General features: G+C 65.0%; 18 protein-coding genes. 10 read left to right on the forward strand and 8 right to left on the reverse strand.

Translation table 11 applies throughout. The annotated features are described in order from the left end of the window. The first annotated feature begins 103 nt into the window (after window positions 1–103). The 8 genes from ACVJ19_RS14895 to ACVJ19_RS14930 all read left to right on the forward strand — a co-directional run bounded on the left by ACVJ19_RS14895 (window position 104) and on the right by ACVJ19_RS14930 (window position 10,528). Window positions 104–1,261 carry an acyl-CoA dehydrogenase family protein gene (locus ACVJ19_RS14895; protein ID WP_453948488.1) on the forward strand — a complete coding sequence of 386 codons (1,158 nt, stop codon included), beginning with the start codon at window positions 104–106 and terminating at the stop codon, window positions 1,259–1,261. Next, window positions 1,261–1,917 carry a glutathione S-transferase family protein gene (locus ACVJ19_RS14900; RefSeq protein ID WP_453948487.1) on the forward strand — a complete coding sequence of 219 codons (657 nt, stop codon included), beginning with the start codon at window positions 1,261–1,263 and terminating at the stop codon, window positions 1,915–1,917. Before ACVJ19_RS14895 ends, ACVJ19_RS14900 begins: the two co-directional genes overlap by 1 nt. 327 nt (window positions 1,918–2,244) lie before the next feature. Then, entirely contained in the window at window positions 2,245–3,045 is an 801-nt protein-coding gene (locus ACVJ19_RS14905; protein ID WP_453948486.1) for a helix-turn-helix domain-containing protein, read from the forward strand. A 199-nt stretch (window positions 3,046–3,244) separates the two neighbouring features. Next, the gene (locus ACVJ19_RS14910; protein ID WP_453948485.1) at window positions 3,245–4,111 is read left to right on the forward strand and encodes a 3-keto-5-aminohexanoate cleavage protein; all 867 of its coding nucleotides are present in this window, start codon (window positions 3,245–3,247) and stop codon (window positions 4,109–4,111) included. A gap of 100 nt (window positions 4,112–4,211) precedes the next feature. Beyond that, on the forward strand, window positions 4,212–5,828 hold the full coding sequence (locus ACVJ19_RS14915; protein ID WP_453948484.1) for an acyl-CoA carboxylase subunit beta: 1,617 nt from the start codon (window positions 4,212–4,214) through the stop codon (window positions 5,826–5,828). After that, on the forward strand, window positions 5,825–7,822 hold the full coding sequence (locus ACVJ19_RS14920) for an acetyl/propionyl/methylcrotonyl-CoA carboxylase subunit alpha (protein ID WP_453948483.1): 1,998 nt from the start codon (window positions 5,825–5,827) through the stop codon (window positions 7,820–7,822). Before ACVJ19_RS14915 ends, ACVJ19_RS14920 begins: the two co-directional genes overlap by 4 nt. A 308-nt stretch (window positions 7,823–8,130) precedes the next feature. Next, window positions 8,131–9,381, forward strand: a complete 1,251-nt coding sequence (locus ACVJ19_RS14925; RefSeq protein WP_453948482.1) for an IS110 family RNA-guided transposase — start codon at window positions 8,131–8,133, stop codon at window positions 9,379–9,381. A 349-nt stretch (window positions 9,382–9,730) separates the two neighbouring features. After that, window positions 9,731–10,528: a hypothetical protein gene (locus ACVJ19_RS14930; protein ID WP_453948481.1), complete on the forward strand. Its 798-nt coding sequence runs from the start codon at window positions 9,731–9,733 to the stop codon at window positions 10,526–10,528. A gap of 121 nt (window positions 10,529–10,649) precedes the next feature. On the opposite strand, the gene ACVJ19_RS14935 is transcribed toward ACVJ19_RS14930, so the two are convergent. The 8 genes from ACVJ19_RS14935 to ACVJ19_RS14970 form a co-directional block, all read right to left on the reverse strand. Further along, the gene (locus ACVJ19_RS14935; protein ID WP_453948480.1) at window positions 10,650–11,645 is read right to left on the reverse strand and encodes an ABC transporter ATP-binding protein; all 996 of its coding nucleotides are present in this window, start codon (window positions 11,643–11,645) and stop codon (window positions 10,650–10,652) included. Further along, window positions 11,642–12,649 carry an ABC transporter ATP-binding protein gene (locus tag ACVJ19_RS14940; RefSeq protein WP_453948479.1) on the reverse strand — a complete coding sequence of 336 codons (1,008 nt, stop codon included), beginning with the start codon at window positions 12,647–12,649 and terminating at the stop codon, window positions 11,642–11,644. Before ACVJ19_RS14940 ends, ACVJ19_RS14935 begins: the two co-directional genes overlap by 4 nt. Next, entirely contained in the window at window positions 12,649–13,542 is an 894-nt protein-coding gene (locus tag ACVJ19_RS14945) for an ABC transporter permease (protein WP_453948478.1), read from the reverse strand. Before ACVJ19_RS14945 ends, ACVJ19_RS14940 begins: the two co-directional genes overlap by 1 nt. Window positions 13,543–13,736: 194 nt before the next feature. Next, window positions 13,737–14,684 carry an ABC transporter permease gene (locus ACVJ19_RS14950; RefSeq protein ID WP_453948477.1) on the reverse strand — a complete coding sequence of 316 codons (948 nt, stop codon included), beginning with the start codon at window positions 14,682–14,684 and terminating at the stop codon, window positions 13,737–13,739. 30 nt (window positions 14,685–14,714) lie between these two features. Further along, entirely contained in the window at window positions 14,715–16,313 is a 1,599-nt protein-coding gene (locus tag ACVJ19_RS14955) for an ABC transporter substrate-binding protein (protein ID WP_453948476.1), read from the reverse strand. Window positions 16,314–16,847: 534 nt separating this feature from the next. Beyond that, a complete protein-coding gene (locus tag ACVJ19_RS14960) occupies window positions 16,848–17,888 on the reverse strand; it encodes an IS110 family RNA-guided transposase (protein ID WP_453948475.1) in 1,041 nt (346 codons plus the stop codon). A 228-nt stretch (window positions 17,889–18,116) separates the two neighbouring features. Next, window positions 18,117–19,667, reverse strand: coding sequence for an AMP-binding protein (locus tag ACVJ19_RS14965; protein WP_453948474.1), 1,551 nt, complete (start codon window positions 19,665–19,667; stop codon window positions 18,117–18,119). A gap of 17 nt (window positions 19,668–19,684) precedes the next feature. Continuing rightward, window positions 19,685–20,839, reverse strand: coding sequence for an iron-containing alcohol dehydrogenase (locus tag ACVJ19_RS14970; protein WP_453948473.1), 1,155 nt, complete (start codon window positions 20,837–20,839; stop codon window positions 19,685–19,687). 482 nt (window positions 20,840–21,321) lie between these two features. Here ACVJ19_RS14970 and ACVJ19_RS14975 point away from each other — a divergent pair, with 482 nt between their 5' ends. Continuing rightward, window positions 21,322–22,527 carry an efflux RND transporter periplasmic adaptor subunit gene (locus ACVJ19_RS14975; RefSeq protein ID WP_453948472.1) on the forward strand — a complete coding sequence of 402 codons (1,206 nt, stop codon included), beginning with the start codon at window positions 21,322–21,324 and terminating at the stop codon, window positions 22,525–22,527. Continuing rightward, on the forward strand, window positions 22,524–25,688 hold the full coding sequence (locus tag ACVJ19_RS14980) for an efflux RND transporter permease subunit (protein ID WP_453948471.1): 3,165 nt from the start codon (window positions 22,524–22,526) through the stop codon (window positions 25,686–25,688). Before ACVJ19_RS14975 ends, ACVJ19_RS14980 begins: the two co-directional genes overlap by 4 nt. Window positions 25,689–25,805 lie beyond the last annotated feature (117 nt).

The following is a 25,805-nucleotide window of genomic DNA, read 5'->3' on the forward strand; positions in this document are numbered from 1 at the left end:
ACCCGGGACCTAGAGCCGAGTCCCAACATATCGAGATTCTCCGATGCGCAATTGCGCATCGTAGTTCGACGCTTCGCGCCGCCCCGGAATGACAGGAAGCAAAATGCTATTCACCGCCGACCACGACGACATCCGCCGTTCCTTGCAAAAATTCATCGCCAACGAGATCAATCCTCATGTCGATGAATGGGAGAAGGCCGACATCTTCCCGGCGCATGAGCTGTTCAAGAAGATGGGCAGTCTCGGCTTCCTCGGCCTGAACAAGCCGGTCGAGTTCGGCGGCTCCGGCCTCGATTACTCCTACGCGCTGATGATGGCGGAGGAGCTGGGCGCCATCACCTGCGGCGGCGTGCCGATGGCGATCGGGGTGCAGACCGACATGGCGACACCGGCACTGGCACGGTTCGGCTCGGACGAGGTGCGGCGCGAGTTTCTCAGCCCCTCGATCTCCGGCGATTACGTCGCCTGCATCGGCGTCTCCGAGCCCGGCGCGGGCTCCGACGTCGCCTCGATCAAGACCAATGCACGCTCCGACGGCGACGACTACGTCATCAACGGCGGCAAGATGTGGATCACCAATGGCACCCAGGCCGACTGGATCTGCCTGCTTGCCAACACCGGCGATGGGCCGGTTCACCGCAACAAGTCGCTGATCTGCGTGCCCATGAAGAGCAAGGGCGTCACGGTCGCGCGCAAGCTCGACAAGATGGGCATGCGCTCGTCCGACACCGCGCAGATATTCTTCGACAATGTCCGCGTGCCCAAGCGCAACCGGATCGGCGAAGAGGGCAAGGGCTTTACCTACCAGATGATCCAGTTCCAGGAGGAGCGGCTCTGGGGCGCGGCCGCCTGCCTGAAGGCGCACGAATACATCATCGATCAGACCATCGAGTACACCCGCAACCGCAAGGCCTTCGGGAAGTCGATCCTCGACAACCAGGTCGTGCACTTCAAGCTTGCGGAGATGCAGACCGAGGTCGAGCTGCTGCGCGCGCTGATCTACCGCGCCGGTGAGCAGCTGGTCGCGGGCGAGGACGTGACGAAGCTTGCTACCATGGCCAAGCTCAAGGCCGGCCGGCTCGGCCGCGAGCTCACCGACGCCTGCTTGCAATATTGGGGCGGAATGGGCTTTACCAACGAAACGCCGGTTAGCCGCGCCTATCGCGACAGCCGCCTGACCTCGATCGGCGGCGGCGCCGACGAAGTCATGCTGATGGTTTTGTGCAAGATGATGGGCACGCTGCCGGGGAGTAACGCCTGATGATCACGCTCTATCACTGCGACGCCGCGCGCTCGTTCCGTCCGCTCTGGATGCTGGAGGAGATGGGGCTGCCCTATGAGTTGAAGATGCTGCCGTTCCCGCCGCGCGTGTTCGCCAAGGAGTACCTCGCGCTCAATCCGCTCGGCACGATCCCCTTCATGGTCGACGGCGAGACCAGGATGACGGAATCCTCCGGCATCTGCCATTATCTCGGCATCGAATACGGCCCGACGCCCTTGATGGTCGGCCCGGAGGATCCCGCCTATGGCGCGTTCCTGAACTGGATGTATTTTTCCGACGCCACGTTAACCTTCCCGCAGACGCTGGTGCTCCGGTACACCCAGCTCGAGCCGGAGGAGCGCCGCAATCCGCAGGTCGCCACCGATTATGCAAAGTGGTTCCTGGGACGGCTGCGCGCCGTTGAGGCAGCGACCGCGAATGCCGAAACCTTGTGCGCCGGCCGCTTCACCGCCGCTGACATTGTCATTGGTTATGCGCTGCGCCTCGCCGATAATATCGGCCTCGCCAAGGACTTTGGGCCAAATGTCGCAGCCTATTGGGCCCGCTTGCAGCAGCGCGACGGCTTCAAGCGCGCCGTTGCTGCGGATCAAAAGGCCGGAAAGGAGCAGAATGTTGCGCCGAGGGTGAGGGCGTAACCGAGCCGTCGTCCTGGCGAAAGCCAGGACCCATTACCCCGGTCATCGTTTGGAGCGGGAGGTGTAACCACCAATCTTCGTCAAATTCCTTCCGGTGGGAATGGGTCCTGGATCTGCGCTTCGCCCTGGACAACGCTACGCGTTGCCAAGAGCTGCGCTTGTCCAGGACGACGATGCTGGCGAGGGTTCCGAGGTCGTCCAACGGCCTTCCCGGAACAGTAATCTTTTGCGCGCCCTGACAGCGCTATCCCGTCGTGACAGCGCCCAAATTTCCGCTAAGGTGACCTCCGTCCGCAGCGGCCAGAGAGCCGCGCGAGGAGGAGCCCAATGGAATATAACGGTCGCGAATCCGACCATCTGATGCTGATCACGCCGGAGCGGGTGTTTTATGCCGGCCTGCTCGGTCGCCCCCGAAAGCGGACCCCGGGCTGCTGCCATGTCTATGTGGCGGTGAAGGGCAATTTGCACCTGACCATCGACGACGTCCTCGCCTCCGGCGAGCTGTTCGTCACGCTGCCGAACCAGCGGCATTCCATTGCCAGCGATTATCGCACCGCGATCAGCGTGACGCTCGAGCCCGAGAGCATGCCGGATGGCGTGATCGAGGCCCTGGCCGAGCGGCTGACCGGACCCGATCGGGCCGTCTATGTCCGAAAAATCCTCGCAGCCTACGCGCTGCTGCGCCAGCGCCGCTATGGCGACATCACCACCGCCGAGTTCGACGAGATGTGCTTTGGCGAGGCGCTGCCGCGCCGCGTGCTCGACCCGCGCGTGATGCGCGCGGTCGCCCGCATCGAGCGCTTCTCCGGCGAGCCGGTGACGGCGGATACGTGCGCTACTGAGGCGGGCCTCTCCGCCTCGCGCTTCCTGCATCTGTTCAAGGAAGAGACCGGCATCTCGTTCCGCTCCTTCCGCGCCTGGAAGCGCGCGCGGCATCTGCTGCACTTCGCCAACCAGGACCTCAACCTCGCCCATCTCGCGCAGGACATCGGTTATCCCGATTCCACGCATTTCAGCCACTCGATCCGTCGCTTCTATGGCCTCAAGCCACGCGCGATCTTCGTCGGCTCGCGGGATCTTGCGATCTACCGCAGCACGGAGACGGTGCGGATGGCGGAAGCGGGCTAGCACCGCTCCCGTAGGGTGGGCAAAGGCGCTCTTGCGCCGTGCCCACCACCTCTCAGCAACTGGCAAAGATGGTGGGCACGCTTCGCTTTGCCCACCCTACGAGAGCTCGTCTTTAGCTAGCTTCTCCGCGCAAGAAGCCGCATGTCGCGCGGCACATGATCGCAAGCGTTGAATTCTCAACGTGCGAGACATTTTTGGCATGAGCGACAAGGCCGTCATCACCTGCGCGCTGAACGGCGTGCTTACCGACCCGAAGCAGCACAACGTGCCCGTCACGCCCGAGCAGATGGCGCGCGAGGCCAGGGCTGCGTTCGATGCCGGCGCGTCCATCATGCACATCCACCTGCGCCAGCAGGCGCCGGGCAAGGGGCACCTGCCGTCCTGGGACGTTGCGGTCAGCAAGGAGATCCAGCAGGCGATCCGCGAGGCCTGTCCCGGCGTCATCATCAACCACACCTCGGGCGTGTCGGGGCCGAACTACTCTGGCGCGCTGGACTGCATCCGCGAGACCAGGCCGGAGATCGCCGCCTGCAACGCCGGCTCGCTGAATTACCTGAAGGTGAAGGCCGACAACAATTGGGCCTGGCCGCCGATGATGTTCGACAACGCGGTCGAGAAGGTGAAGGACTATCTCGACGTCATGAACGCGGTCGGCACCATCCCCGAGTTCGAATGCTTCGACGTCGGCATCGTCCGCTGCGTCGGCATGTATCGCCAGGTCGGCATGTACAAGGGCCCGCTCGAATACAATTTTGTCATGGGCGTCGCTTCCGGCATGCCTGCTGATCCCGAGCTGCTGCCGATCCTGATCAAGCTGAAGCGGCCCGAAGCGCATTTTCAGGTCACCGCCATCGGCCGCGAAGAGATCTGGCCGCTGCATCAGCGCTGCGCCGAGCTCGGCGGCCACTTACGCACCGGGCTGGAGGACACCTTCTATCTCGCCGACGGCACAAAGGTGACCTCGAACGGCCAGCTGATCGAAGCGGTCGCCGCCTGCGCAAGGCGCGCCGGTCGCGAGATCGCATCGCCGGCCGAGGCGCGGAAGATCTTTGGGACGAATCGCTGAACATCCCCGTCGTTCCGGGGCGATGCGCAGCATCGAACCCGGAACCTCGAGATTCCGGGTTCACGCTTCGCGTGCCCCGGAATGACGATCAAGGTCTGTTATGTCCATTCTCGAAAACACCATTTCCCCCGGCAGCGCCGCCTACCACGCCAACCGCGACGGCATGCTCGCTCTGATCGACCGCATGCGCGCGCTGGAAGAGCGCACGCGTGCGGCGTCGGCGGCGGCAAAGGATCGCTTCCACAAGCGCGGCCAGCTGCTGCCGCGCGAGCGCGTCGCGCTGGTGCTCGATCCCGGCGCGCCCTTCATCGAGCTGTCGACGCTCGCCGGCTACATGTTCGACGTGCCTGATCCGAACAAGAGCGTGCCCGGCGGCGGCGTCATCGCCGGCATCGGCTTCGTCTCGGGTATCCGCTGCATGGTCAGCGCCAGTGATTCCGGCATCGACGCCGGTGCGCTGCAGCCTTACGGCCTCGACAAGACGCTGCGGGTGCAGGAGCTCGCGCTGGAGAACAAGCTGCCTTATGTCCAGCTCGTCGAAAGCGCCGGTGCCAACCTGCTCCGCTACCGGGTCGAGGATTTCGTCCGCGGCGGCAACATCTTTCGCAATCTGGCGCGGTTGTCCGCGGCGGGCCTTCCGGTCGTCACGGTCACGCACGGCTCCTCCACCGCGGGCGGTGCCTATCAAACGGGCCTGTCCGACTACATCGTCATGGTGCGCGGCCGCACCCGCGCCTTCCTTGCCGGGCCGCCGCTGCTGAAGGCCGCAACCGGCGAGATCGCGACCGAGGAGGAGCTAGGCGGCGCCGAGATGCATACGCAAATCTCCGGCCTCGGCGATTATCTCGCCGAGGACGACCGCGACGGCTTGCGCATCGCGCGCGAGATCATGGCGGCGATGGAATGGGAACGGCCGGGCAGGACGGCTCCAGAGTTCAAGCCGCCGCGCTACGACCAGGACGAGCTGCTCGGCATCATGCCGATGGACCACAAGCGTCCGGTCGACATGAAGCAGGTGATCGCCCGCATCATCGACGATTCCGATTTCACCGAGATGGCGCCGAATTACGGCCCGGCCACCGTTTGCGGCCATGCCCGCATCGAGGGCCAGGCCATCGGCATCATCGCCAACAATGGCCCGCTCGATCCCGCCGGCGCCAACAAGGCGACGCATTTCATCCAGGCCTGCTGCCAGACCCGCACGCCGATCCTCTACCTGAACAACACCACCGGCTACATGGTCGGCAAGGCCTATGAAGAGGCCGGCATGATCAAGCACGGCTCGAAGATGATCCAGGCGGTGACGTCGGCGACGGTGCCGCAGATCACCATCTATTGCGGCGCCTCGTTCGGCGCCGGCAATTACGGCATGTGCGGGCGCGGTTTCCATCCGCGCTTCTGCTTCTCCTGGCCCAACGCCAAGACCGCGGTGATGGGCGGCGAGCAGGCCGCCGAGACCATGGCGATCGTGACCGAGGCCGCCGCCGCCCGCCGCGGCAAGCCGATCGAGAAGGACAAGCTGGACGCCATGAAAGCGCAGATCATCGGCGTGTTCGACGGCCAGATGGACGTGTTCTCGACCAGCGCGCGCGTGCTCGACGACGGCGTGATCGATCCGCGCGATACCCGCGCGGTGCTGTCGGAGGTGCTCGCGATCTGCCGCGAGGGTGACGCGCGCTCGCCTCAGCGCATGCAGTTTTCGGTGGCCCGCCCATGAGGAACGGATCAGTGCAGCACCGGCCGTTCTTCAAGATTCTGGTCGCCAATCGCGGCGAGATCGCGCTGCGCGTGATGCGCAGCGCGCGGCGGCTCGGTCTCGGTGTCGTCGCGGTCTATTCGGACGCCGATCGCGATGCCATTCACGTGAAGCACGCGGATCAGGCCGTACACATCGGTGAGGCGCTGCCCGCGCAATCCTATCTCAACATCCCCGCGATCATTGCTGCAGCGAAAGCCAGCGGTGCGGATGCAGTGCATCCCGGCTATGGCTTCCTCGCCGAGAACGAGGAGTTTGCGAGAGGCTGCAAGGATGCCGGCCTCGTCTTCATCGGCCCGTCGCCGCAGGCGATCGAGGCGATGGGCAACAAGGCCGGCGCCAAGGAGATCATGAGGAAGGCCGGCGTGCCTATCGTGCCCGGCTATCAAGGCGTCGACCAAGGCGACGAGGTCATGCTCGCGGAAGCCAGGAAGATCGGCTTTCCCGTGATGATCAAGGCGGTCGCCGGCGGTGGCGGGCGCGGCATGCGGCTCGTCACCGATGCGGCGTCTTTTCCCGATGCGCTGCGCAGTGCGCGGTCGGAGGCGAAGGCGGCGTTCGGCGATCCCACGGTCATCCTCGAGCGCGCCATCCAGAATCCGCGCCATATCGAGATCCAGGTGTTCGGCGACAGCCACGGCAATGCCATCCATCTCGGCGAGCGCGACTGCTCGGTGCAGCGGCGGCACCAGAAGCTGATCGAGGAGGCGCCATCGCCTGCGGTCACGCCCGAGTTACGCGCGAGGATGGGGGAGGTCGCGGTCGCTGCGGTGAAGGCGCTGCGCTACGAGGGGGCGGGCACGCTGGAGTTCCTGCTCGACGAACGTGGCGAGTTCTACTTCATGGAGATGAACACGCGCCTCCAGGTCGAGCATCCCGTGACCGAGGCGATCACTGGGCTCGATCTGGTCGAGCTGCAGCTGCGCGTGGCGCGTGGCGAGCAATTGCCGGTGAAGCAGCAGGACATCCGTTTCACGGGTCATGCCATCGAGGTGCGCCTCTGCTCGGAAGACGCCGCGCACGACTTCATGCCGCAGTCCGGCCGCATGGCGCGCTGGCAGGTGCCTGACAGCATCCGCGTCGAGCACGCGCTGCAATCGGGCTCGGAGATTCCGACGTTCTACGATTCCATGATCGCCAAGGTGATCAGCCACGGCACCACGCGCGAGGAGGCGAGGGGGCGTCTGATCGTCGGTCTCGAGCAACTCACCGCGTTCGGTGTGACCACCAACCAGGCGTTCCTGATGTCGTGCCTACGCCATCCCGGCTTTGCCAGGGGCGAGGCCACGACGGCGTTCATCGGCGCGCATCGCGACGAATTGCTGGCACCGCGCGCGAACGCGGCATTCGACATGGCGCTGGCCGGGCTCCTGCTCTACGTCACCAACCCGCGTGCGCCGTCCTGGCAGGGCGGGCGGAGCTTGGCGGCGACATTTCCGCTGCCGGCGAAGATCGAAATCGCCGGTCACGCGCACGAACTCGAAGTTACGCGCGAGCGCGACGGCAGCTACACAGTCGCTACCGACGGACGGCAAGACAAGTTCGAAATTGATCAACTCGATCCCGACGCGATCCGCTTCCGTCATGATGGCGTGATGGACAGCGCCAAATTCCTGCGCGACGGTGACCGCCTCTACCTCCAGCACCGCGGCATTCCGCTCGCCGTCACTGATCTGACCCTCGCCGCACCAAAGGCCGCCGCAAGCAACGGCGGCGACGGTAAGGTTCGCGCCGCCATGAACGGCCGCGTCGTCGCTATCCTCGTCAAGCCGGGTGACCGCGTCACCGCCGGCCAGCCCGTGCTGACGCTGGAAGCGATGAAGATGGAGCACGTCCACAAGGCCGGGATCGATGGCGTGATCGCCGCGATCGACGTTGTCGAGGGCGAGCAGGTGACGACGGGCAGGATCGTCGCGGAGATCGGGGCGGGTAGTGCGGCGAGCTCGCTATCGTAGGGTGGGCAAAGGCGCAAAGCGCCGTGCCCACCATTCGTTTCGATTGGCATAGAGGGGGTGGGCACGCTTCGCTTTGCCCACCCTGTACCCTTTTGGGGTTCGCATCCAGTCGAAGGTGTAGACTGGAACACGGGCCGATCCGCCGGGAGCAGCCTTGCCCACCTGTGTCTTGAACACCGACGTAGGAGCCGCGCCCCGGCAGAGCGGCCGCGGTCGAGATCCAGTAGGAGGTTCGCGCCGAGAGCGCCAGTACAGGGATCGATCAGGATCGCGGTGGCCCGCTTTTTGAGAGCAAGGAGGTCCCAACAATGCTCGAAGATGTACGCTGGTTCGTCGGGATCGATTGGGCAACGCAGAGCCATAGCGTTTGCCTGCTGGATACCGAAGGAAGACAGGTTGCTCACTGCGAGTTCGCCCATGAGGGTGCGGGCCTGACGGAGTTGCGCGACTGGCTGCTGCAGAAGACCAACGCCGCACCGGGGCAGATCGCCGTGGCGATCGAGATGCCGCACGGCCCGGTGGTGGAGGTGTTGCTCGAACACGGGTTTGCGGTGTTCGCGATCAATCCCAAGCAGCTTGACCGCTTCCGTGATCGCTTCACGGTGGCTGGTGCCAAGGATGACCGCCGCGATGCCCATGTGCTCGGAGCTTCGCTCCGCACGGATCGCGCGGCGTTCCGTCGGCTTGTGGTCGACGATCCCACGATGATCGAGCTGCGCGAGTGGTCGCGCTTGGCCGACGAACTGCAGCAGGAGCGCACACGTCTTGCCAACCGGCTGCGCAAGCAGTTGTGGCGATATTATCCGCAGGCCACCAAGCTGACCGACGATGTCGCTGACGAATGGTTCCTGGCGCTTTGGCAGATGGTGCCGACGCCGGCCCGTGCGGCCAAGGCCAGCGAGAAGGCAATTGCACGCGTTCTGAAAGCCCATCGCATCCGCCGCCTTGATGCGGCGGGGGTGCTTGAAACTTTACGCGAGGCCCCGCTGTTCGTGGCACCCGGCACCACCGAGGCCGCCTGCGCACACATCCGCAGCTTGGCGGCACGACTGCACCTGGTCAATCAGCAGATCAAGGAGGCGCATCAGAACCTGGACCGTCTGTGCGTCGCAATCGAAGGCGAGGAGAAGGCCTCGGGGCAGAGCTCGGAGCAGTGCGACGTGACGATCCTTCGCTCCTGGCCAGGAATCGGCAGGATCCATCTCGCCACACTGCTCGCCGAGGCCGCAGAGCCTCTGCGCAGGCGAGATTATCATGCTCTGCGCGCCTTGGCAGGGGCCGCGCCGGTGACGCGGCAAAGCGGCAAGCAACGCTTCGTGATCCGTCGCCTCGCCTGCAACAGGCGGCTACAGAGCGCCGTCCATCACTGGTCGCGGGTCGCCATCCAACACGATGAGGCCAGCAGGCGACGCTATGATGCCTTGCGACAGCGAGGACATGGCCACGCGCGTGCTCTGCGCACTGTAGGGGATCGCTTGCTCTTTGCCTTGTGCACGACGCTCAAGCGACACACCCCATACGAGGCGGACTATAGCGCAAGGACCTCCACTAAAGCCTGAGCCTCATTCCTTTGTTCGGCCGGTGTGACCATTCCTTCGTCCCGACCTGCCGATCGCCACAGCGCCGCGCGCAGACGCTGTCCAGGAGGCCGTCGGCACCGGCAACGCCGGCGCGAAGCGTCCTGGACGGCGGCGAGCACGGCGCTATGCTCAGCCCATCAAGGACGTCTACCTCTTGACCACGGGTAGGAGGTCCTACGGCACCTGTATTCCGGTCGCCGTATCCTAAAAAATATAAACGTTTTCAATAAGATATTTGTCGCGGTGTGCTGTGTGCGAATCTCATTGAACATAGTTCATTTTCCGGCTATAGATATTGAACAATGTTCATATCATATGGAGGCTCCAAGTGCGCGCCGATCACCCCGCCGGGGCGACCGACCCCATACTCCCAGCAGTGCCCCGCCGATTCTCGTTCGCGCTGCCGCAAGCCCGCGAAAAATATCTGACAGCGGCGCTCTTCGTCCTCGCCCTGGCGGCGCTCCTCGCGCCCGCGCTGCCTGCCGCCGCCTGGCACATCCCGCATTTCGTCGACACCCGCCCCTGGCTGGGCGTGCCCAACGCCGGCGACGTGCTGAGCAATCTCGCCTTCCTCGCGATGGGCGTCTGGGGCTCGGAGCGGCTGCGCGGCCGCAATGATGCGCCCGTGGGTGCAAGCTGGTTTTTCGTCGGACTGATCCTCACTTGCCTGGGCTCAGGCTTCTATCATCTGGACCCCGACATGCCGCAACGGCTCGTGGCCGATCGTCTCGGCATGGCAGTGGCGTTCGCGGGCTTTCTTGGCATCGCGGCCAGCGAGCGCATCAGCGCGCGCGCAGGCGAAGCAGTGCTGGTGCTGATGATGGTTGCCGGCCTGCTCGCGGCCTGGGTGGCCCGAGAAAATCTCACGCCGTGGGTGGTCGTGCAGTTCGGCGGCATGGCACTCGCCGTGGGACTGGCATTGACGCGCCCCCGGCTTGGTGCGCTCGGCGTGCCGCTCGGCGCTGTGATTGTCTTCTACGTGCTGGCCAAGCTGTTCGAGCTCGGCGATGCGGTCATCTTCGAAGCGACGGGACACATCGTCTCGGGTCACACGCTCAAGCATCTGGCTGCCGCGCTGGCAGCCTGGCCGGTGATCAGTAAGCTCCGCGATCGTAGGGTGGGTTAGCCCGCGGCCGCGCGAAGCGCGGTCCGCTGGCGTAACCCACCGCTTCTGTCACCGCGGAGGCCAAAGAGGTGGGTTACGCCCTGCGGACTGCGCTTCGCGCAGCCCGCAGAGCTAACCCACCCTACGGAGTCGCGTTGCTCCGCCCCGTTCCGTCATTCAGCAGACACGCCACCTGATGCCCCTCGCCCGCATCCGCCAAGGCCGGCCGCTCCGTCTTGCACCGCTCCATCGCAAACCGGCAGCGGGTGTGAAACGCGCAGCCTGAGGGCGGATTGACCGGGCTCGGCACATCGCCGTCGACCAGCGGCGCCAGCTTCTTGGCGAGCGGATTGGCGATCGGCACCGAGGCGAGCAGGGCCTGCGTATAGGGATGCCTGGGATTGCGGAACAGCTCGTCCTTGTCGGCGATCTCGACGATGCGGCCGAGATACATCACGGCGACGCGGTGGCTGATATGGGCGACCACGGCGAGGTCATGCGCGATGAAGAGATAGGAGAAGCCGTGCCGGCGTTGCAGGTCGATCAGGAGGTTGATGACCTGCGCCTGGATCGAGACGTCGAGCGCGGACACCGGCTCGTCGCAGACGATCAGGCGCGGCCCGAGCGCGAGCGCGCGTGCGATGCAGATACGCTGGCGCTGGCCGCCGGAGAATTGGTGCGGGAAGTTACCCATCTGGTCGGGCCGCAGGCCAACCTGTTCAAACAGCTTGGCGACCCGAGCCTCCAGCTCCTTGCCGCTCGCAAGCCCATGCACGGCCAGCGGCTCGCCGACGATGTCGCCCGCGGTCATGCGCGGGTTGAGCGAGGCGAACGGGTCCTGGAACACGATCTGCATCGAGCGGCGATGCGGGCGCAGTGCCGTCTTCGAGAGGTGGGTGATGTCCTCGCCGTCGAGACGAATTTCTCCGGAGGTCGGCTCCACCAGCCGCAGCACGCTGCGCGCCACCGTCGACTTGCCGCAACCGGATTCACCGACGAGACCGAGCGTCTCGCCGGTGCCAAGCGAGAACGAGACGCCATCCACCGCATGCACGGTGCCGACCTGGCGGCGCAGTACGCCGGCGCGCACCGGGTAGTGCTTTTTGAGGTCGGTGACTTCGAGCAGCGCCCCGGTCATGCCACCTCCGCCACTTCTTCCGCGCGCCAGCACGCCGCGAGATGGCCGCCGCCCCAATCCGCGAGCGGAGGATATTCGTCCTCACAGCGCTTGATCGCGAGCTTGCAGCGCGGCGCGAAGGCGCAGCCCTTCGGCAACCGCACCAGCGATGGCACGGTGCCCGGAATTTCGTTCAGCCGCGCCTGTGCCGGTGCGCCGGAGGCCGGGACGGCCGGGATCGAGCCCATCAGTCCGCGCGTGTAGGGATGTTTCGGTGCGGCGAACAGCGCCTCGACGCTGGCCTCCTCGACCTTGCGCCCCGCATACATCACGATCACCCGCTGCGCGGTCTGCGCGACCACGCCGAGATCGTGCGTGATGAGGACGAGGCCCGTGCCGAGCTCCTTCTGCAGATCGAGGATCAGCGCCAGAATTTGCGCCTGGATGGTGACATCCAGCGCGGTGGTCGGCTCGTCCGCGATCAGCAGCGCCGGCCGGCACGCCAGCGCCATCGCGATCATGGCGCGCTGGCGCATGCCACCTGAGAGCTGGTGCGGATATTCGCGCGCGCGCCGGGCCGGCTCGGGGATGCGCACCAGCCGCAGCATCTCGACCGCGATGGCCTGCGCTTCCTTCGACGAGATGTTCCGGTGCAGCCGCACGGCCTCGACGATCTGGTCGCCGATCCGCATCACCGGATTGAGCGAGGTCATCGGCTCCTGGAAGATCATGGAGATGCGGTTGCCCCTGACGGCGCGCATCTCTGTTTCATCCAGCGCCAGCAGGTCGGTGCCTTCGAGCGTAACGGAGCCGCCGACGATGCGGCCGGGCGGATCGGGCACCAGCCGCATCAGGGATAGCGCGGTGACGCTCTTGCCGCAGCCGGATTCGCCGACGATCGCCAGCGTTTCGCCGCGCTTCACGGTGAAGGAGACGTCGTCCACCGCTTTGAACAGACCGGAGTTCGTGAAGAACACCGTCTTCAGATTCTTCACCTCGAGCACGAGATCGGATTTTTGTGCCATCAGCCGCGCTGCCGGGGATCGAGGATGTCGCGCAGGGCGTCGCCGAACAGGTTTGCGCCGAACACGGCGAGGCTGATCGCGATGCCAGGGAAGATCACCAGCCACGGCGCCGTGCGGACATATTCGGCGGCGGATTCGGAGAGCATGCGGCCCCACGACGGATAAGGTTCGGGAATGCCGAGGCCGAGGAAGGAGAGCGAGGCTTCGGTCAGGATGGTCGAGCCGAGCTGGGCGGTGGCGAGCACGATCAGCGGCGCCAGCGTGTTCGGCAGCACGTGGCGGAGCGCGATGCGCATTTCGCTCATGCCGATCGACTTGGCGGCTTCGACGAAGGGTTGCTCGCGCAGCGCCAGCGTGTTGGCGCGGATGACGCGCGACACGGTCGGGATCAGCGGAATGGCGATGGCGATGATGACGTTCGGCAAGGACGGGCCGAGCGCCGCCGTCATGATCAGGGCCAGGACCAGCAGCGGCAGCGCCTGGAGCACATCGGAGACGCGCTGGAACACCAGGTCGACCCAGCCGGAGAGATAACCTGAGGTGAGGCCGACGATGACGCCGATCGTGCCGCCGAGCGCGGTCGAGCCGATGCCGACGGCCAGGGAAATGCGCGCGCCGTGGATGATGCGGCTGAACACGTCGCGGCCGAAGGAATCCGTCCCCATCCAGTGCGCGAGACTCGGGCGCGCCAGCGCGCGGGCGGAATCGACCGTGAGGGGATCATAGCGCGCGATGAAATCGGCAAAGATCGCGGTGAGCACGAACACCGTCATGATGATGAGCCCGGCCGCGCCCAGCACATGCCGCTGCGCCATGAACAGCACGCGCCGCCACCCGCCGGTGGCGTGTGCGCCGGCGCGTCTCAGTTCAACGTCGAAGTCGATCGCAGCCATAGGTCTACCTTCCCCCTCTCCCCGCCTGCGGGGAGAGGGTCGGGGTGAGGGGGGCTCTCCACGAGGGAGGTGAGAGTTGGACTCGCGGAGACTCCCCCTCACCCGAATTTGCGCTCTGCGCAAATTCGACCTCTCCCCGCAAGCGGGGAGAGGTGAAGGAGAGTGCACACGCTGTGTGAGAGACAATCATGAGCCTAATCCGTGTACCTGATCCGCGGATCAAACACCGCGTAGAGCATGTCGACGGTGAAATTCGCGAACACCACCACCACCGCGATGAACATCACGAGGTTCTGCACGATCGGATAGTCGCGCCAGCGGATCGCCTCGACCAGAAAGCGCGCGACGCCGGGGATGTTGAACACGGTCTCGGTGACGATCAGACCGCCGATCAGGAACGCCGCTTCGATGCCGATCACGGTGATGACGGGCAGGATCGCGTTCTTCAGCGCGTGGTGATAGTTCACGGCCGCATCGGAGGCGCCCTTGGCGCGGGCGGTGCGGATATAGTCCTGCCGCAGCACCTCCAGCATCGAGGATCGCGTGATGCGCATGGTCAGCGCCGCGCTGCGGAAGCCGACGGCCGCGGCCGGCACGGCGTAGGTCGCGAACGCTTCGAGCCACGTAGCCGGATTGAGATTGAAGATCGGCATCTGGCCGAACATCGCGACCGACGCGGTGAGGATCAGAAGGCCGAGCCAGAACGAGGGCAGCGACAAGCCGCTGAGGCTGACGACGCGCAGCGCGTAGTCGAGCCGTGTGCCCTGCTTGACCGCGCTGATGACCCCTAAGGGAATGCCGATGGATGTTGAGAACAGCAGCGCGAGGCCGGCGAGCCGCGCCGTGATCGGAATCCGCGGCAGGATCTCCTGCAGCGCCGGCTTCTCGGAGACATAGGAGTATCCGAAATCACCGCGCAGAAAACCGCTGATCCAGTGCCAATATTGCACGATCAGCGGACGGTCGATCCCGAGCTCTTTCTCCAGATTGGCCTTGTCGGCGGGATCGACGTAGCCGGCCGCGGCGAACAGGATGTCGACGATGTTGCCGGGCACGATGCGCAGCAGGAAGAATATGACGACCGAGATCCCGAACAGGGTCACGAGCATCAGGAACAGGCGCCGCACCAGATAGGCAAACATCCCGCGCCCTCCCGTCGAGCCGTTAGCGCGCTACTTGTCCATCCAAACGTCTTCGTACCGGTACCCATTATACGAGCTGTTCGACATCACAGTCACGCCCTTGACGTAGGGCTGCCAGCAGGTGCCGGTGCGCGCGTGGAAGATGATCGGGCGGGCCACGTCCTCCTGCAACTTCTTGTCGATGTCCCACACCAGTTTCTTGCGTTTGGCGATATCGGTCTCCTGCGACTGCACGTCGAACAGCTTCTCGATCTCCTTGTTGCAATAGTTGGTATAGTTGCGCTCGGAGCCGCAGGAATAGTTCTCGTAGAAGGACTGGTCGGGGTCGTCCACCGCATTGCCGGTGAGATTGAGCCCGATCATGTAATCCTTGCGCGCGACCTTCGGGAACCAGTTCGCGGTCTCGACCACGTCGAGCTCGCCGTCGATATAGATGCTCTTGAGCTGGTCGATCAGGATCACCGCGGGATCGCGATAGATCGGGATGTTGCGCGTGGAGACCTTGACGGCGAGATGCTTGTCCGGCCCGTACCCGGCCTTCTGCATCAGCTTCTTCGCTTCCTCGCGGTTGGCGTTCACATTGGGGCCGTAGCCCGGAATGGTTTCCAGCATCTCCTTCGGCATGCCCCACAGCCCGTTCGGCGGCGGCAGCAGCGTGCCGCCGACATCGCCCTGGCCCTCGAACATGATCGAGATGAACGCCTTGCGATCCAGCGCCAGCGCCATGGCGCGGCGGATGTCGATATTGTCGAACGGCGGCGCGCTCGAATTGACGATGATGTTGGTCGCGACGTTGTTGGGCTCGACCACGCAGACCGCGTTCGGCGCCTGCGATTTCACGTCCTTCAGCAAGGGAATGCTCACCTCGGTCGGGAACGCCATGTCGAACTTGCCGGCGACGAAGGCGAGGATCGCGGTCGAGCGGTTCGGGATGATGGTGAACTCGATGCCGTCGAGAAAGGGCCGGCCCTTGCGCCAGTAATCCGTGTTGCGCGTCAGCTTGATCGATTCATTGGCCTTGAACTCGACGAATTTGAACGGCCCGGTGCCGATCGGGTGCGTGCGCATGTCGCCCGGCGAGACGTGGCAGGGATAGACCGGCGTATAGCCGGAGGCGAGCAGCGCCAGCAGCGAGGGCTGCGGCCGCTTCAGGTTGAACGAGACCTCGGAGTCGCCATTGGTCGAGATGTCGTTGACCTGCTCGTACCAGGTCTTGCGCGGGTTCTGCCGGAACTTCTGCTGCGACTTGCCCATCAGCATGTCGAAGGTGCATTTGACGTCGGCGGAGGTGAACGGCTTGCCGTCGTGCCATTTCACGCCCTGGCGCAGCTTGAAGGTCAGGGTCTTGTTGTCGTTCACCCAGGCCCAGCTCTCGGCAAGCTCCGGAATGATGTTGTCCATCCGGTTCTGCGCCTCGTCCTGCTTGTAAATGACGAGGTTGTTGAACACGGGCATGAAGGGAACATTGAGCGAGTAGGTCGCGCCTTCATGGATCGAGGCATTGCCGGGGCTGTCGCGATGATACATCCGCAGGATTCCGCCCTGCTTGGGCGCGTCGGCGAATGCAATGGTCGAAAACGCCAGCAAAGATAGCGCCGCCCTCGCGGCGAGCGCCCGCACGCTCCGCATCCTCGTCCTCCCTGGACTTTAGTCTTTTGGGCCTTTTCCGGCCTGTTTGTCAGGACGATAGCCGACGCGCGTGGAGGGAGGCAACCGGCAACGGCAGCCGCGCTCTCGGCAATTCGGATGACGTAAGGCCGCAGGGGCTTTCACACTTTCATAATGTGAGAGTGCAGGTGCGAACGGGGTGGTTCCCGCGCGGGCGTTAGTCTCGACTGCCGCAACACACTCAACCGTCGTCCCGGACAAGCGCGCCTTAAGCGCGTGCAGATCCGGGACCCATATGTGGACGGCCCCCGTGGCACAAGAGGCTTGGCGGTCTGATCGGATCGCTTGCATCCATATGTCCGGCCTGTTGGTGCGGTTGATTTGAACCGCTGGCCAAGATGGTTTCCGCGACGCGAGCTCCAATCAACCACGCGACCTGGGTTCGGCCGATGGGTCCCACGGGATGTCTCGCACCTCGGATCGATCGATCCTACCATCTACTCCTCTTGCAGCTCCGGCTCGGCCGGTCGGGCGAACCCGATCGGCTGATCTGTCTTAGGCGGCAGCCGCGGATGCAGCCCGCATCCGAGCGCCGTCGTATCTCTCCCCCGTCACCATCAGCTTCCAGGCGATGCGGGCATTCTTGTTGGCGAGCGCCACGGCTGCGAGCTTGGGCGGCTTGCGCTTGAGCAGGGCCAACAGCCAAGGTGACGGATGACCGCGGCCGCACATGGCCTGCTTGATCACGGCGGTCGCTCCCGCCACCAGGACGCTGCGCAGCCGCTCGTCTCCAGCACGGGTGATCTTGCCGAGACGGGTTTTGCCGGCAGTGGAATGGTCTTTCGGAGACAGCCCAATCCAGGCCGCATAATGCCTTGCGGAGCTGAACGCGTGCGGATCCGGCGTCTTCATGATCAGCTCAGGCGCACCGATCGGCCCGATCCCTTGAATCTCTGCAAGGCGCCGGCTGTCCGGGTTGGCACGGTGCCAGGCCTTCAGCCTGGCTTCGATTGTCTTCAGTTCCTCCTGTAACTGCGCGTACTGGCGGCCCTGCTGCGCCAACAGATCGCGCGCCAGGTCCGGCACGCTTTCGTCTTGCGCGATCTGCGCCAACAGCGGCTCGACCTGGCTGAGCCCCTTGGCCGCCGTGATCCCGAACTCAGCCGCATAGCCGCGGATCATGTTGCTAAGCTGGGTGCGCCGGGCGATCATCTGCTCGCGCAAGCCCGTCAGCATCAACGCGGCCTGCTGCTCGGCACTCTTCACCAGCACGAACCGCATCGTCGGCCGGCTCATCGCCTCGCACAGGGCCTCAGCGTCGCGCCCGTCGTTCTTGTTGCGCTTGACATAGGGCTTCACGTGCTGTGGCGCCATCAACTTCACTTCGTGGCCCAGCTTGCCCAGCTCCCGCGCCCAGTAATGCGCCGCCCCGCAGGCCTCCATCCCCACCTGCGTCGCCGGCAGCTTGGCAAAAAACTCCAGCATCTGCTTGCGCGTCAGCCGCTTGCGCAGCACTGGCCGCTCCGCCGCGTCCACCCCATGCAGTTGAAAAATATGCTTCGACGTATCGATCCCAATTCGGATAATCTCGCTCACGGACGGCTCCCTTGTCTGAGATTTGCAACAACCTCATTCTGGCACACTGATGCCGTAGGGGGCCGTCCACCCCATCAGCCACAGGAAGATGTTTGGCGAGGACTCGGAGTTGCTAGGTCGTGTCGCAACTCCTCCCTGGGAGTATGGGTCCCGGGTCTGCGCTTGCGCTTGCCCGGGACGACAGCAGAATTTGTGGCACTTGCCTGTGCGCGCTATCCAGCGCAACCCTCACACAATCCGCGACGTCTTGTTCCCCCAGTACCGGTCCCGCAGCAGCCGCTTGTACAGCTTGCCGGTCGGCAGCCGCGGCAGTTCCTTCTCGAAGTCCACCGAGCGCGGCACCTTCTGCCGCGACAGCGATTGGCCGCAGAATGCGATCAGCTCTTCGGCGAGCGCAGGGCCCGGCACGATGCCGGGCATCGGCTGCACCACCGCCTTCACCTCTTCGCCGAGATCGGGATTGGGTACGCCGAACACCGCGGCATCGGCGACCTTCGGATGGGTGATGAGCAGATTCTCGCATTCCTGCGGATAGATGTTCACCCCGCCCGAGATGATCATGAAGGTCGCGCGGTCGGTGAGATAGAGGAAGCGATCGGCGTCGACATAGCCGACGTCGCCGACCGTGCTCATGCTGCCGTCGGCCGAGCGCGCCTCCTTGGTCTTCTCCGGATCGTTGAAATATTCGAACGGCGATCCCGTCTTGAACCACACTTGTCCGGGCATGCCGGTCGGGCAGGGATTCATGTTCTCGTCGAGGATATGAAGGTCACCCAGCAGCACCTTGCCGACGGTGCCGCGATGCGCGAGCCATTCCTCGCTGTTGCAGGCCGTGAAGCCGAGGCCTTCGGTCGCGCCGTAATATTCGTGGATGATCGGCCCCCACCATTTGATGATGTTGTCCTTGACCAGGGCCGGGCAGGGCGCCGCGGCATGGATCGCGATCTCCAGCGAGGACAGGTCGTAGCGCTTCCGTATCTCTTCCGGCAACTTCAGCATGCGCGAGAACATCGTCGGCACCAGCTGGGTGTGGGTAATGCCCCATTGCTCGACGAGCTGGAGATAGCGCTCCGGATCGAAGCTCTCCATGATGATCACGGTGCCGCCCATGCGGATCGTGAGGTTGACGGCAGCCTGCGGCGCCGAGTGATAGAGCGGGGCCGGCGAGAGGTAGATCATGCCCTCGCGGTAGTGCCAAAGTTTCGTCAGGAAATCGAACAGCGGCAGATTGTGCTTCGGCGGCTCCTCCGGCAGCGGCCGCAAAATGCCCTTCGGCCGTCCCGTCGTGCCCGATGAATAAAGCATCGCCGTGCCGAGCCACTCATCGGGAATCGGCGTCTTCGGCAAGTCAGCGGTCACCTCCGCAAGGCCGACGATGCGCTCGCTCTCGCCGGGACCATCGGCGACGATGCAGAGCTTGACCTCGGGGCAGGCCTTGATCGCCTCGCGCGCGATGTCGAGCTTCGCGACTGATGTGATCAGTATCTTGGACTGGCTGTTGACGAGCAGATAGGCGAGCTCGCCTGGCGTCAGGAAGGAGTTGATGCAGGTGTAGTACAGCCCGGACCGCTCGCCCGCGCCGCAGGCTTCGAGATAGCGCGAATTGTTCTCCATGAAGATGGAGTAGTGGTCGAGCCGCCTGAGGCCGTGCTTGCGGAACAGATGCGCTATGCGATTGCTGCGTGCCTCCAGCTCGCGATAGGTGACGGCCTCGCCGGTCGCCGCCATGATGAAGGCGGGCTGCAGCGGGCGCAGGCGGGCATGGTGACCAGTGTACATCTATCCTCCGGCTTGGATCATGCGGCGAGAAGCAGGATTTCTCTGATATCGGCGGGACCGGCGATCCTGCGCGGGTTGCGCGGGATCCAGTTCGTTCGCATCGCCTGTTCGGCGATCGCGTCGAAATGCTCCGGCGAGACGTGCACGTCCGAGAGGCTGCGCGGCATGCCGAGCGAGCGGATGAAGGCATCGAGCACGTCGGCGGCGTCATGGCCGGGAAAGCCCATCGCGGCGGCGACGATCACCTGGCGCTCGGCATTGTCGCGCGCATTCCAGCGCATCACCGCCGGCAGCATGACGCAGGAGGTGTGGCCGTGCGGCACGCCGCAGGCCGCGCCCAGCACGTAGCCGATGCCGTGGCTGGCGCCCATCGGCACGCCGGCGGCGAGCGCGCCCATCGACAGCCAGGTCCCGATCTGCGCATCCATGCGCGCATCGAGATCGGACGGGTCGGCCTTCACCCGCGGCAGCGCGTCGGCAAGCATGGCAAGACCCTTGACCGATTGCGCATCGGCATAAGGATGCGTCTCGCGCGAGCAGATCGCCTCGACGCAATGGTCGACGGCGCGGATGCCGGTCGACAGGAACAGCCATTCCGGCGTGTGCACGGTGATGCCTGGATCGAGGATGGTTGCGCGCGGCACCGCGAGCGGATGCCGCAGCATCTGCTTCACGTTGGTGCTGCGGTCGGTGACGCCGGCGATCGAACTGAATTCGCCGCCGGCGATCGTGGTCGGCACGCTGACCTGGCGCACGGTCGGCGCAGTCATCTCGGGCGCGACGCCCTTGTGCACGCGGATGCGCTCGATGCCGTCGATCGTGTCGATGCCGTTGGCAAGGCAAAGCTGCACCGCCTTGGCGCCGTCAGTGATCGAGCCGCCGCCGACGGTGACGATCAGATCGGCGCCCACCTCGCGCGCCGCGCGAGTAGCTGCGATCACCGCCTCGCGCGGCGTGTGTGCAGGCATGGCGTCGAACAGGCCGGCGCAGCGCGGGCCGAGAGCATCTTTGATCTTTTCGATTTCGTCGGTCTGCCGGTTCAGCGTCCCTGAGACCATCAGGAAGGCGCGGCGGGTTCCCAGCCGGTCCATCTGCGCGACGATCGCGCCGGCCGCAGGATGGCCGAACACGACCTCCTCGATCGCGCCGTAAACGACACGTCCCTGGTGCACGCCTGTCCTCCCCGGACAATTCGTCTTGTTTTGTATGGAGAAGTCTAGCCGAGCGCCCGCAGCCCGTCATGTGCGAAGACGCTGGGCGCGGCTCTCTCTTCTCCCTCTCCCCGTTCTTACGGGGAGAGGGTCGGGGTGAGGGGCTCTGTCCGCATTCTCGGTGAGAATTGGACTCGCGGAGAGTCCCCCTCACCCGGATCGCATCTTGCGATGCGATCCGGCCTCTCCCCGCAAGCGGGGAGAGGCGAAGGCAGGTCGTCTCCATTCATGAGCCCCGCGAATAAGTCCATTCGCGTCTCGCCCACTAATCGGTGCGTGCGAGGCCGGCTATCTGCCTGTCAACCCGCCATCCGGTCAGGGGATGCGGCCGGGCATTGCGCGCGCATTGGTCTTGAAGAGTTCATCATTGCCGCCCATCTTGTGTCCCCCGCGAGCAGGCGCGTACCCTGCATTTTCCGCGGCTTTTGATGCGAGGGCTTGGGATGACTGGACCGGACGGAAGCGAGCGATTTGTCAAAAAGCACGATTTCGTTCAGTTGCGGCACGGCGCCCTCGCCGGGCTTCTCACTGCAGCCTTCGCCCTCGCCGGCTGCGACAAGCCGGCCTCGCAGGCCGCGGCCCCGCCGCCTCCGCCGGTGACGGTCGCCCAGCCGGTCAAGCGCACCGTCACCGATTGGGACGAATTCACCGGCCGCTTTGAGGCGGTCGAGGAGGTGCAGGTGCGCCCGCGCGTCGGCGGTTTCGTCAACTCGGTCGAATTCCAGGACGGCGCCATCGTGCGTCAGGGCGATCTGCTCTATGTCATCGACCCGCGCCCGTTCGAGGCGGTGGCCGAGCAGGCCGACGGCCAGCTCTCCGACGCCCGCGCCAGGGTCGAGCTTGCCAAGCGCGAGCTCGACCGCGGCCTGAACCTGGTGCAGACCAGTGCCGTCTCCGAGCAGGTCGTCGACCAGCGCCGGCAGGCCTTGCAGGCCGCGCACGCCGCGGAAGTGCAGGCCGCAGGCGCGCTGAAGGCTGCACGACTCAACATCGAATTCACCCACGTCGCCGCGCCGCTCACGGGGCGCGTCAGCCGCCATCTCGTCAGCCCCGGCAATCTCGTGCAGGGCAGCGATACCGGCACCTCGACGCTGCTGACCTCGATCGTCGCGCTTGATCCGATCTACGTCTATTTCGACATGGATGAGGCGACCTTCATCAAATACAGCAAGCTGTGGTTCGAAGGTAAGCGCCCGAGCTCGCGCGATACGGCGAACCCGGTGCAGGTGTCTCTCGCCGGCGAGACCAAGCCGTCGCATGAAGGCACCATCAACTTCCTCGACAACCGCCTCGACGTCTCCACCGGCACGCTGCGCAGCCGCGCCGTCATCAAGAACACCGATCTGTCGATCCTGCCCGGCCAGTTCGGCCGCGTCCGACTGATCGGCAGCGCACCCTACGAGGCGCTGCTGATCCCGGATGTCGCTGTTGCGACCGACCAGTCCCGCAAGATCGTGTTCGTGGTCAAACCGGACGACACCGTCGAAGCGCGCCCCGTCGTGCTCGGGCCGCTCGACGAGGGCCTGCGCGTGATCCGCGAAGGCCTGAAGGCTGACGATCGCGTCATCGTCAACGGCATCCAGCGCGCCCGCGTCGGCGCCAAGGTCGCTCCGCAGACCGCGCAAGCCCCGGCCGGTGGCAAGTCATGAATCTTGGCCGTCTCTCCATCAACCAGCCCATCCTGGCGATGGTGCTGTCGATCGTGCTGCTGATCGTCGGCGCGCTCGCCTACACCACCTTGCCGGTCTCCGAATATCCGCAGGTGGTGCCGCCCACCGTGGTGGTCACCACGCAGTATCCCGGCGCCTCCGCGCAGACCGTGTCCGACACGGTCGCCGCTCCCATCGAGCAGGAGATCAACGGCGTCGAGGACATGCTGTATCTCTACAGCCAGGCGACCTCGAACGGTCAGCTCACCATCACCGTCACCTTCAAGCTCGGCACAGACCTCGACAAGGCGCAGGTGCTGGTACAGAACCGCGTCGCGATCGCGCAGCCGCGCCTGCCCGAGGAAGTCCAGCGCAACGGCGTCACCACCCGCAAGAACTCGCCCGACATCCTCATGGTCGTGTTCATGCTGTCGCCCGACGACACGTTCGACCAGCTCTACATCTCCAACTACGCGTTGCTCCAGGTCCGCGACCAGCTCTTGCGCATCGACGGCGTCGGCGACATTCAGATCTTCGGCGCGCGCGACTATTCGATGCGGCTGTGGCTCGATCCCGACCGCATCGCCAATCTCGGCCTGACTTCGACTGAGGTGCTCGCCGCGATCCGTGCCCAGAACGTGCAGATCGCGGGCGGCCAGATCGCCGAGCCGCCGATCGGCGACCGCGCCTTCCAGCCGAACCTGACGTTCACGGGGCGGCTCAAGGACCAGAAGCAGTTCGAGGACATCCTGATCAAGGCCGGCTCAGACGGCCGCACCGTGCGCCTGCGCGACGTCGCCCGCATCGAGCTCGGCGCGCTCGCCTATTCCACCAACAGCTTCCTGCTGCGCAAATCGGCGGTCGCCATGCTGGTGACGCAGCGGCCCGGGTCGAACGCGCTCGCGACCGCCAAGAACATCTCCGACACCATGACGAAGCTGAAGGAGAGCTTCCCCAAGGGCCTCGACTACAATATCGGCTACAACCCGACCGAGTTCATCGCACAGTCGGTCCATGAGCTGATCAAGACGATCTACGAGGCGATGCTGCTCGTGGTCATCGTGGTGCTGGTGTTCCTGCAGGGATGGCGGCCCGCGATCATTCCGATCATCGCGATCCCGGTCTCGCTGGTCGGCACCTTCGCGGTGATGGCGGCGCTCGGCTTCTCCATCAACAATCTCACTCTGTTCGGCCTCGTGCTCGCGGTCGGTATCGTGGTCGACGACGCCATCGTGGTGGTCGAGAATGTCGAACGCCATCTCGAGCACGGTCTGAGCCGGCGTGATGCCGCGCTCAAGACCATGGAGGAGGTAGGCGGCGCGCTGGTGTCGATTGCGCTGGTGCTGTGCGCGGTGTTCGTGCCGACCGCATTTTTGGGCGGCATCTCCGGGCAGTTCTTCCAGCAATTCGCCGTCACCATTGCGGTCGCGACCGCGATCTCCTGCTTCTGCTCGCTGACGCTGTCGCCGGCGCTGGCCTCGCAGATCCTCACGCCGCACGAAGAGAAGCGGCCGCCGGCGAGCTGGAATGTCATCGCGCGCGGCTGGAATGCCTTCACCGGCGTGTTCAACCGCGTGTTCGACCGGCTGGCGCACGGTTATGCCGGCCTTGCCAATTTCGTGATCCGCCATTCGGTGGTGATGCTCCTGATCTATGTCGTGCTGATCGGCAGCGCCGGCTGGCTGATCGTGACCACGCCGCAGGGCTTTATCCCCGCGCAGGATCGCGGCTACGTCATCATATCAGTGCAATTGCCGGGCGCGGCTTCGCTGGCGCGCACCACCGAGGTCGTGCGCGAGATCGAGCGGATCTCGCTCGATACGCCCGGCATCGTCCGCGTCGCGGCCTTTGCCGGCTTCTCCGGCGCCACACGCACGCAGGCCGGCAATGCCGCGGCGCTGTTCCCGGTGTTCGACGAGCCGGAGGTACGGATGAAGAAGGGATTGTCCGCGAACGCCATCACGGTCGAGCTGCGCAAGCGCCTGTCCGCGATCCAGGGCGCCTTCATTATCGTGATTCCGCCGCCGGCCGTGCCTGGCATCGGCACCGGCGGCGGCTTCACCATCCGCATCCAGGACCGCCAGGGCCGCGGGCCTGAGCTGCTCGCCGCGGCCACCGACGAGCTTGTCGCCGCGGCGCGCAAATCGCCCTTGCTGCTCGGCCCCACGGTGTTCTCTCCGTTCTCGGCCAACACGCCGCAGCTCTTCGTCGACATCGACCGCACCAAGGCGCAGAAGCTCGGCGTGCCCATCGCCAACATCAACGACACGATCCAGACCTATTTCGGATCGACCTATGTCAACGACTTCAACCTGTTCGGCCGCACCTACCACGTCACCGCGCAGGCCGATTTCCCGTTCCGCAAAGAATCCAGCGACCTCTCGCGCCTGCGCACGCGCAACGCCTCCGGCGACATGGTGATGCTCGGCAGCGTTGTCGAGTTCAAGGACGTCTCGGGCCCGGACCGCGTTGCGCGCTACAATCTCTATGCGGCATCCGAGCTGCAGGGCGAGCCGGCGCCGGGCACCAGCTCAACCACCGCGCTCAACACCATCAAGAAGCTCGCCGACGATACGCTGCCGAGCGGCTTCACCTTCGAATGGACGGATCTGTCGTATCAGCAGGTCACCGGCGGCAGTGCGGGCCTGCTCGTGTTCCCGATTTGCGTGCTGTTCGTCTATCTCGTGCTCGCCGCACAATATGGCAGCTGGACGCTTCCATTTGCGGTCATCCTGATCGTGCCGATGTGCCTGCTGGCCGCCACCGTCGGCGTGCGCATCATGGGGCAGGACGTCAACATCCTGACCCAAATCGGCTTCGTCGTGCTGGTGGGGCTGGCGGCGAAGAACGCGATCCTGATCGTCGAGTTCGCGCGCGACATCGAGAACGAAGGCAAGCCGCGGCTGGAGGCGGTGATCGACGCCTGCCGCCTGCGCCTGCGGCCGATCCTGATGACCTCCTTCGCCTTCATCCTCGGCGTGCTGCCGCTGGTGATCTCGACCGGCTCCGGCTCTGAGATGCGACAGGCCGTCGGCGTCGCCGTCTTCTTCGGCATGATCGGCGTCACCCTGTTCGGGCTTCTGTTCACGCCGATCTTCTATGTGGTGGTGCGGAACCTGGCGGAAGGGCGGCGGGACAAGAAGCCGGAGGTCGCGGCCTGATCATTGTTGCCGCCGGCGTATCCACATCCCCTATGTCGTCCCGGACAAGCGTAAGCGCAGATCCGGGACCCATACCCCCAGGGAGTGGTTTGGCGACGATTGGCAATTGCCAGCTAA

Source organism: Bradyrhizobium sp. USDA 376, from assembly GCF_054063675.1.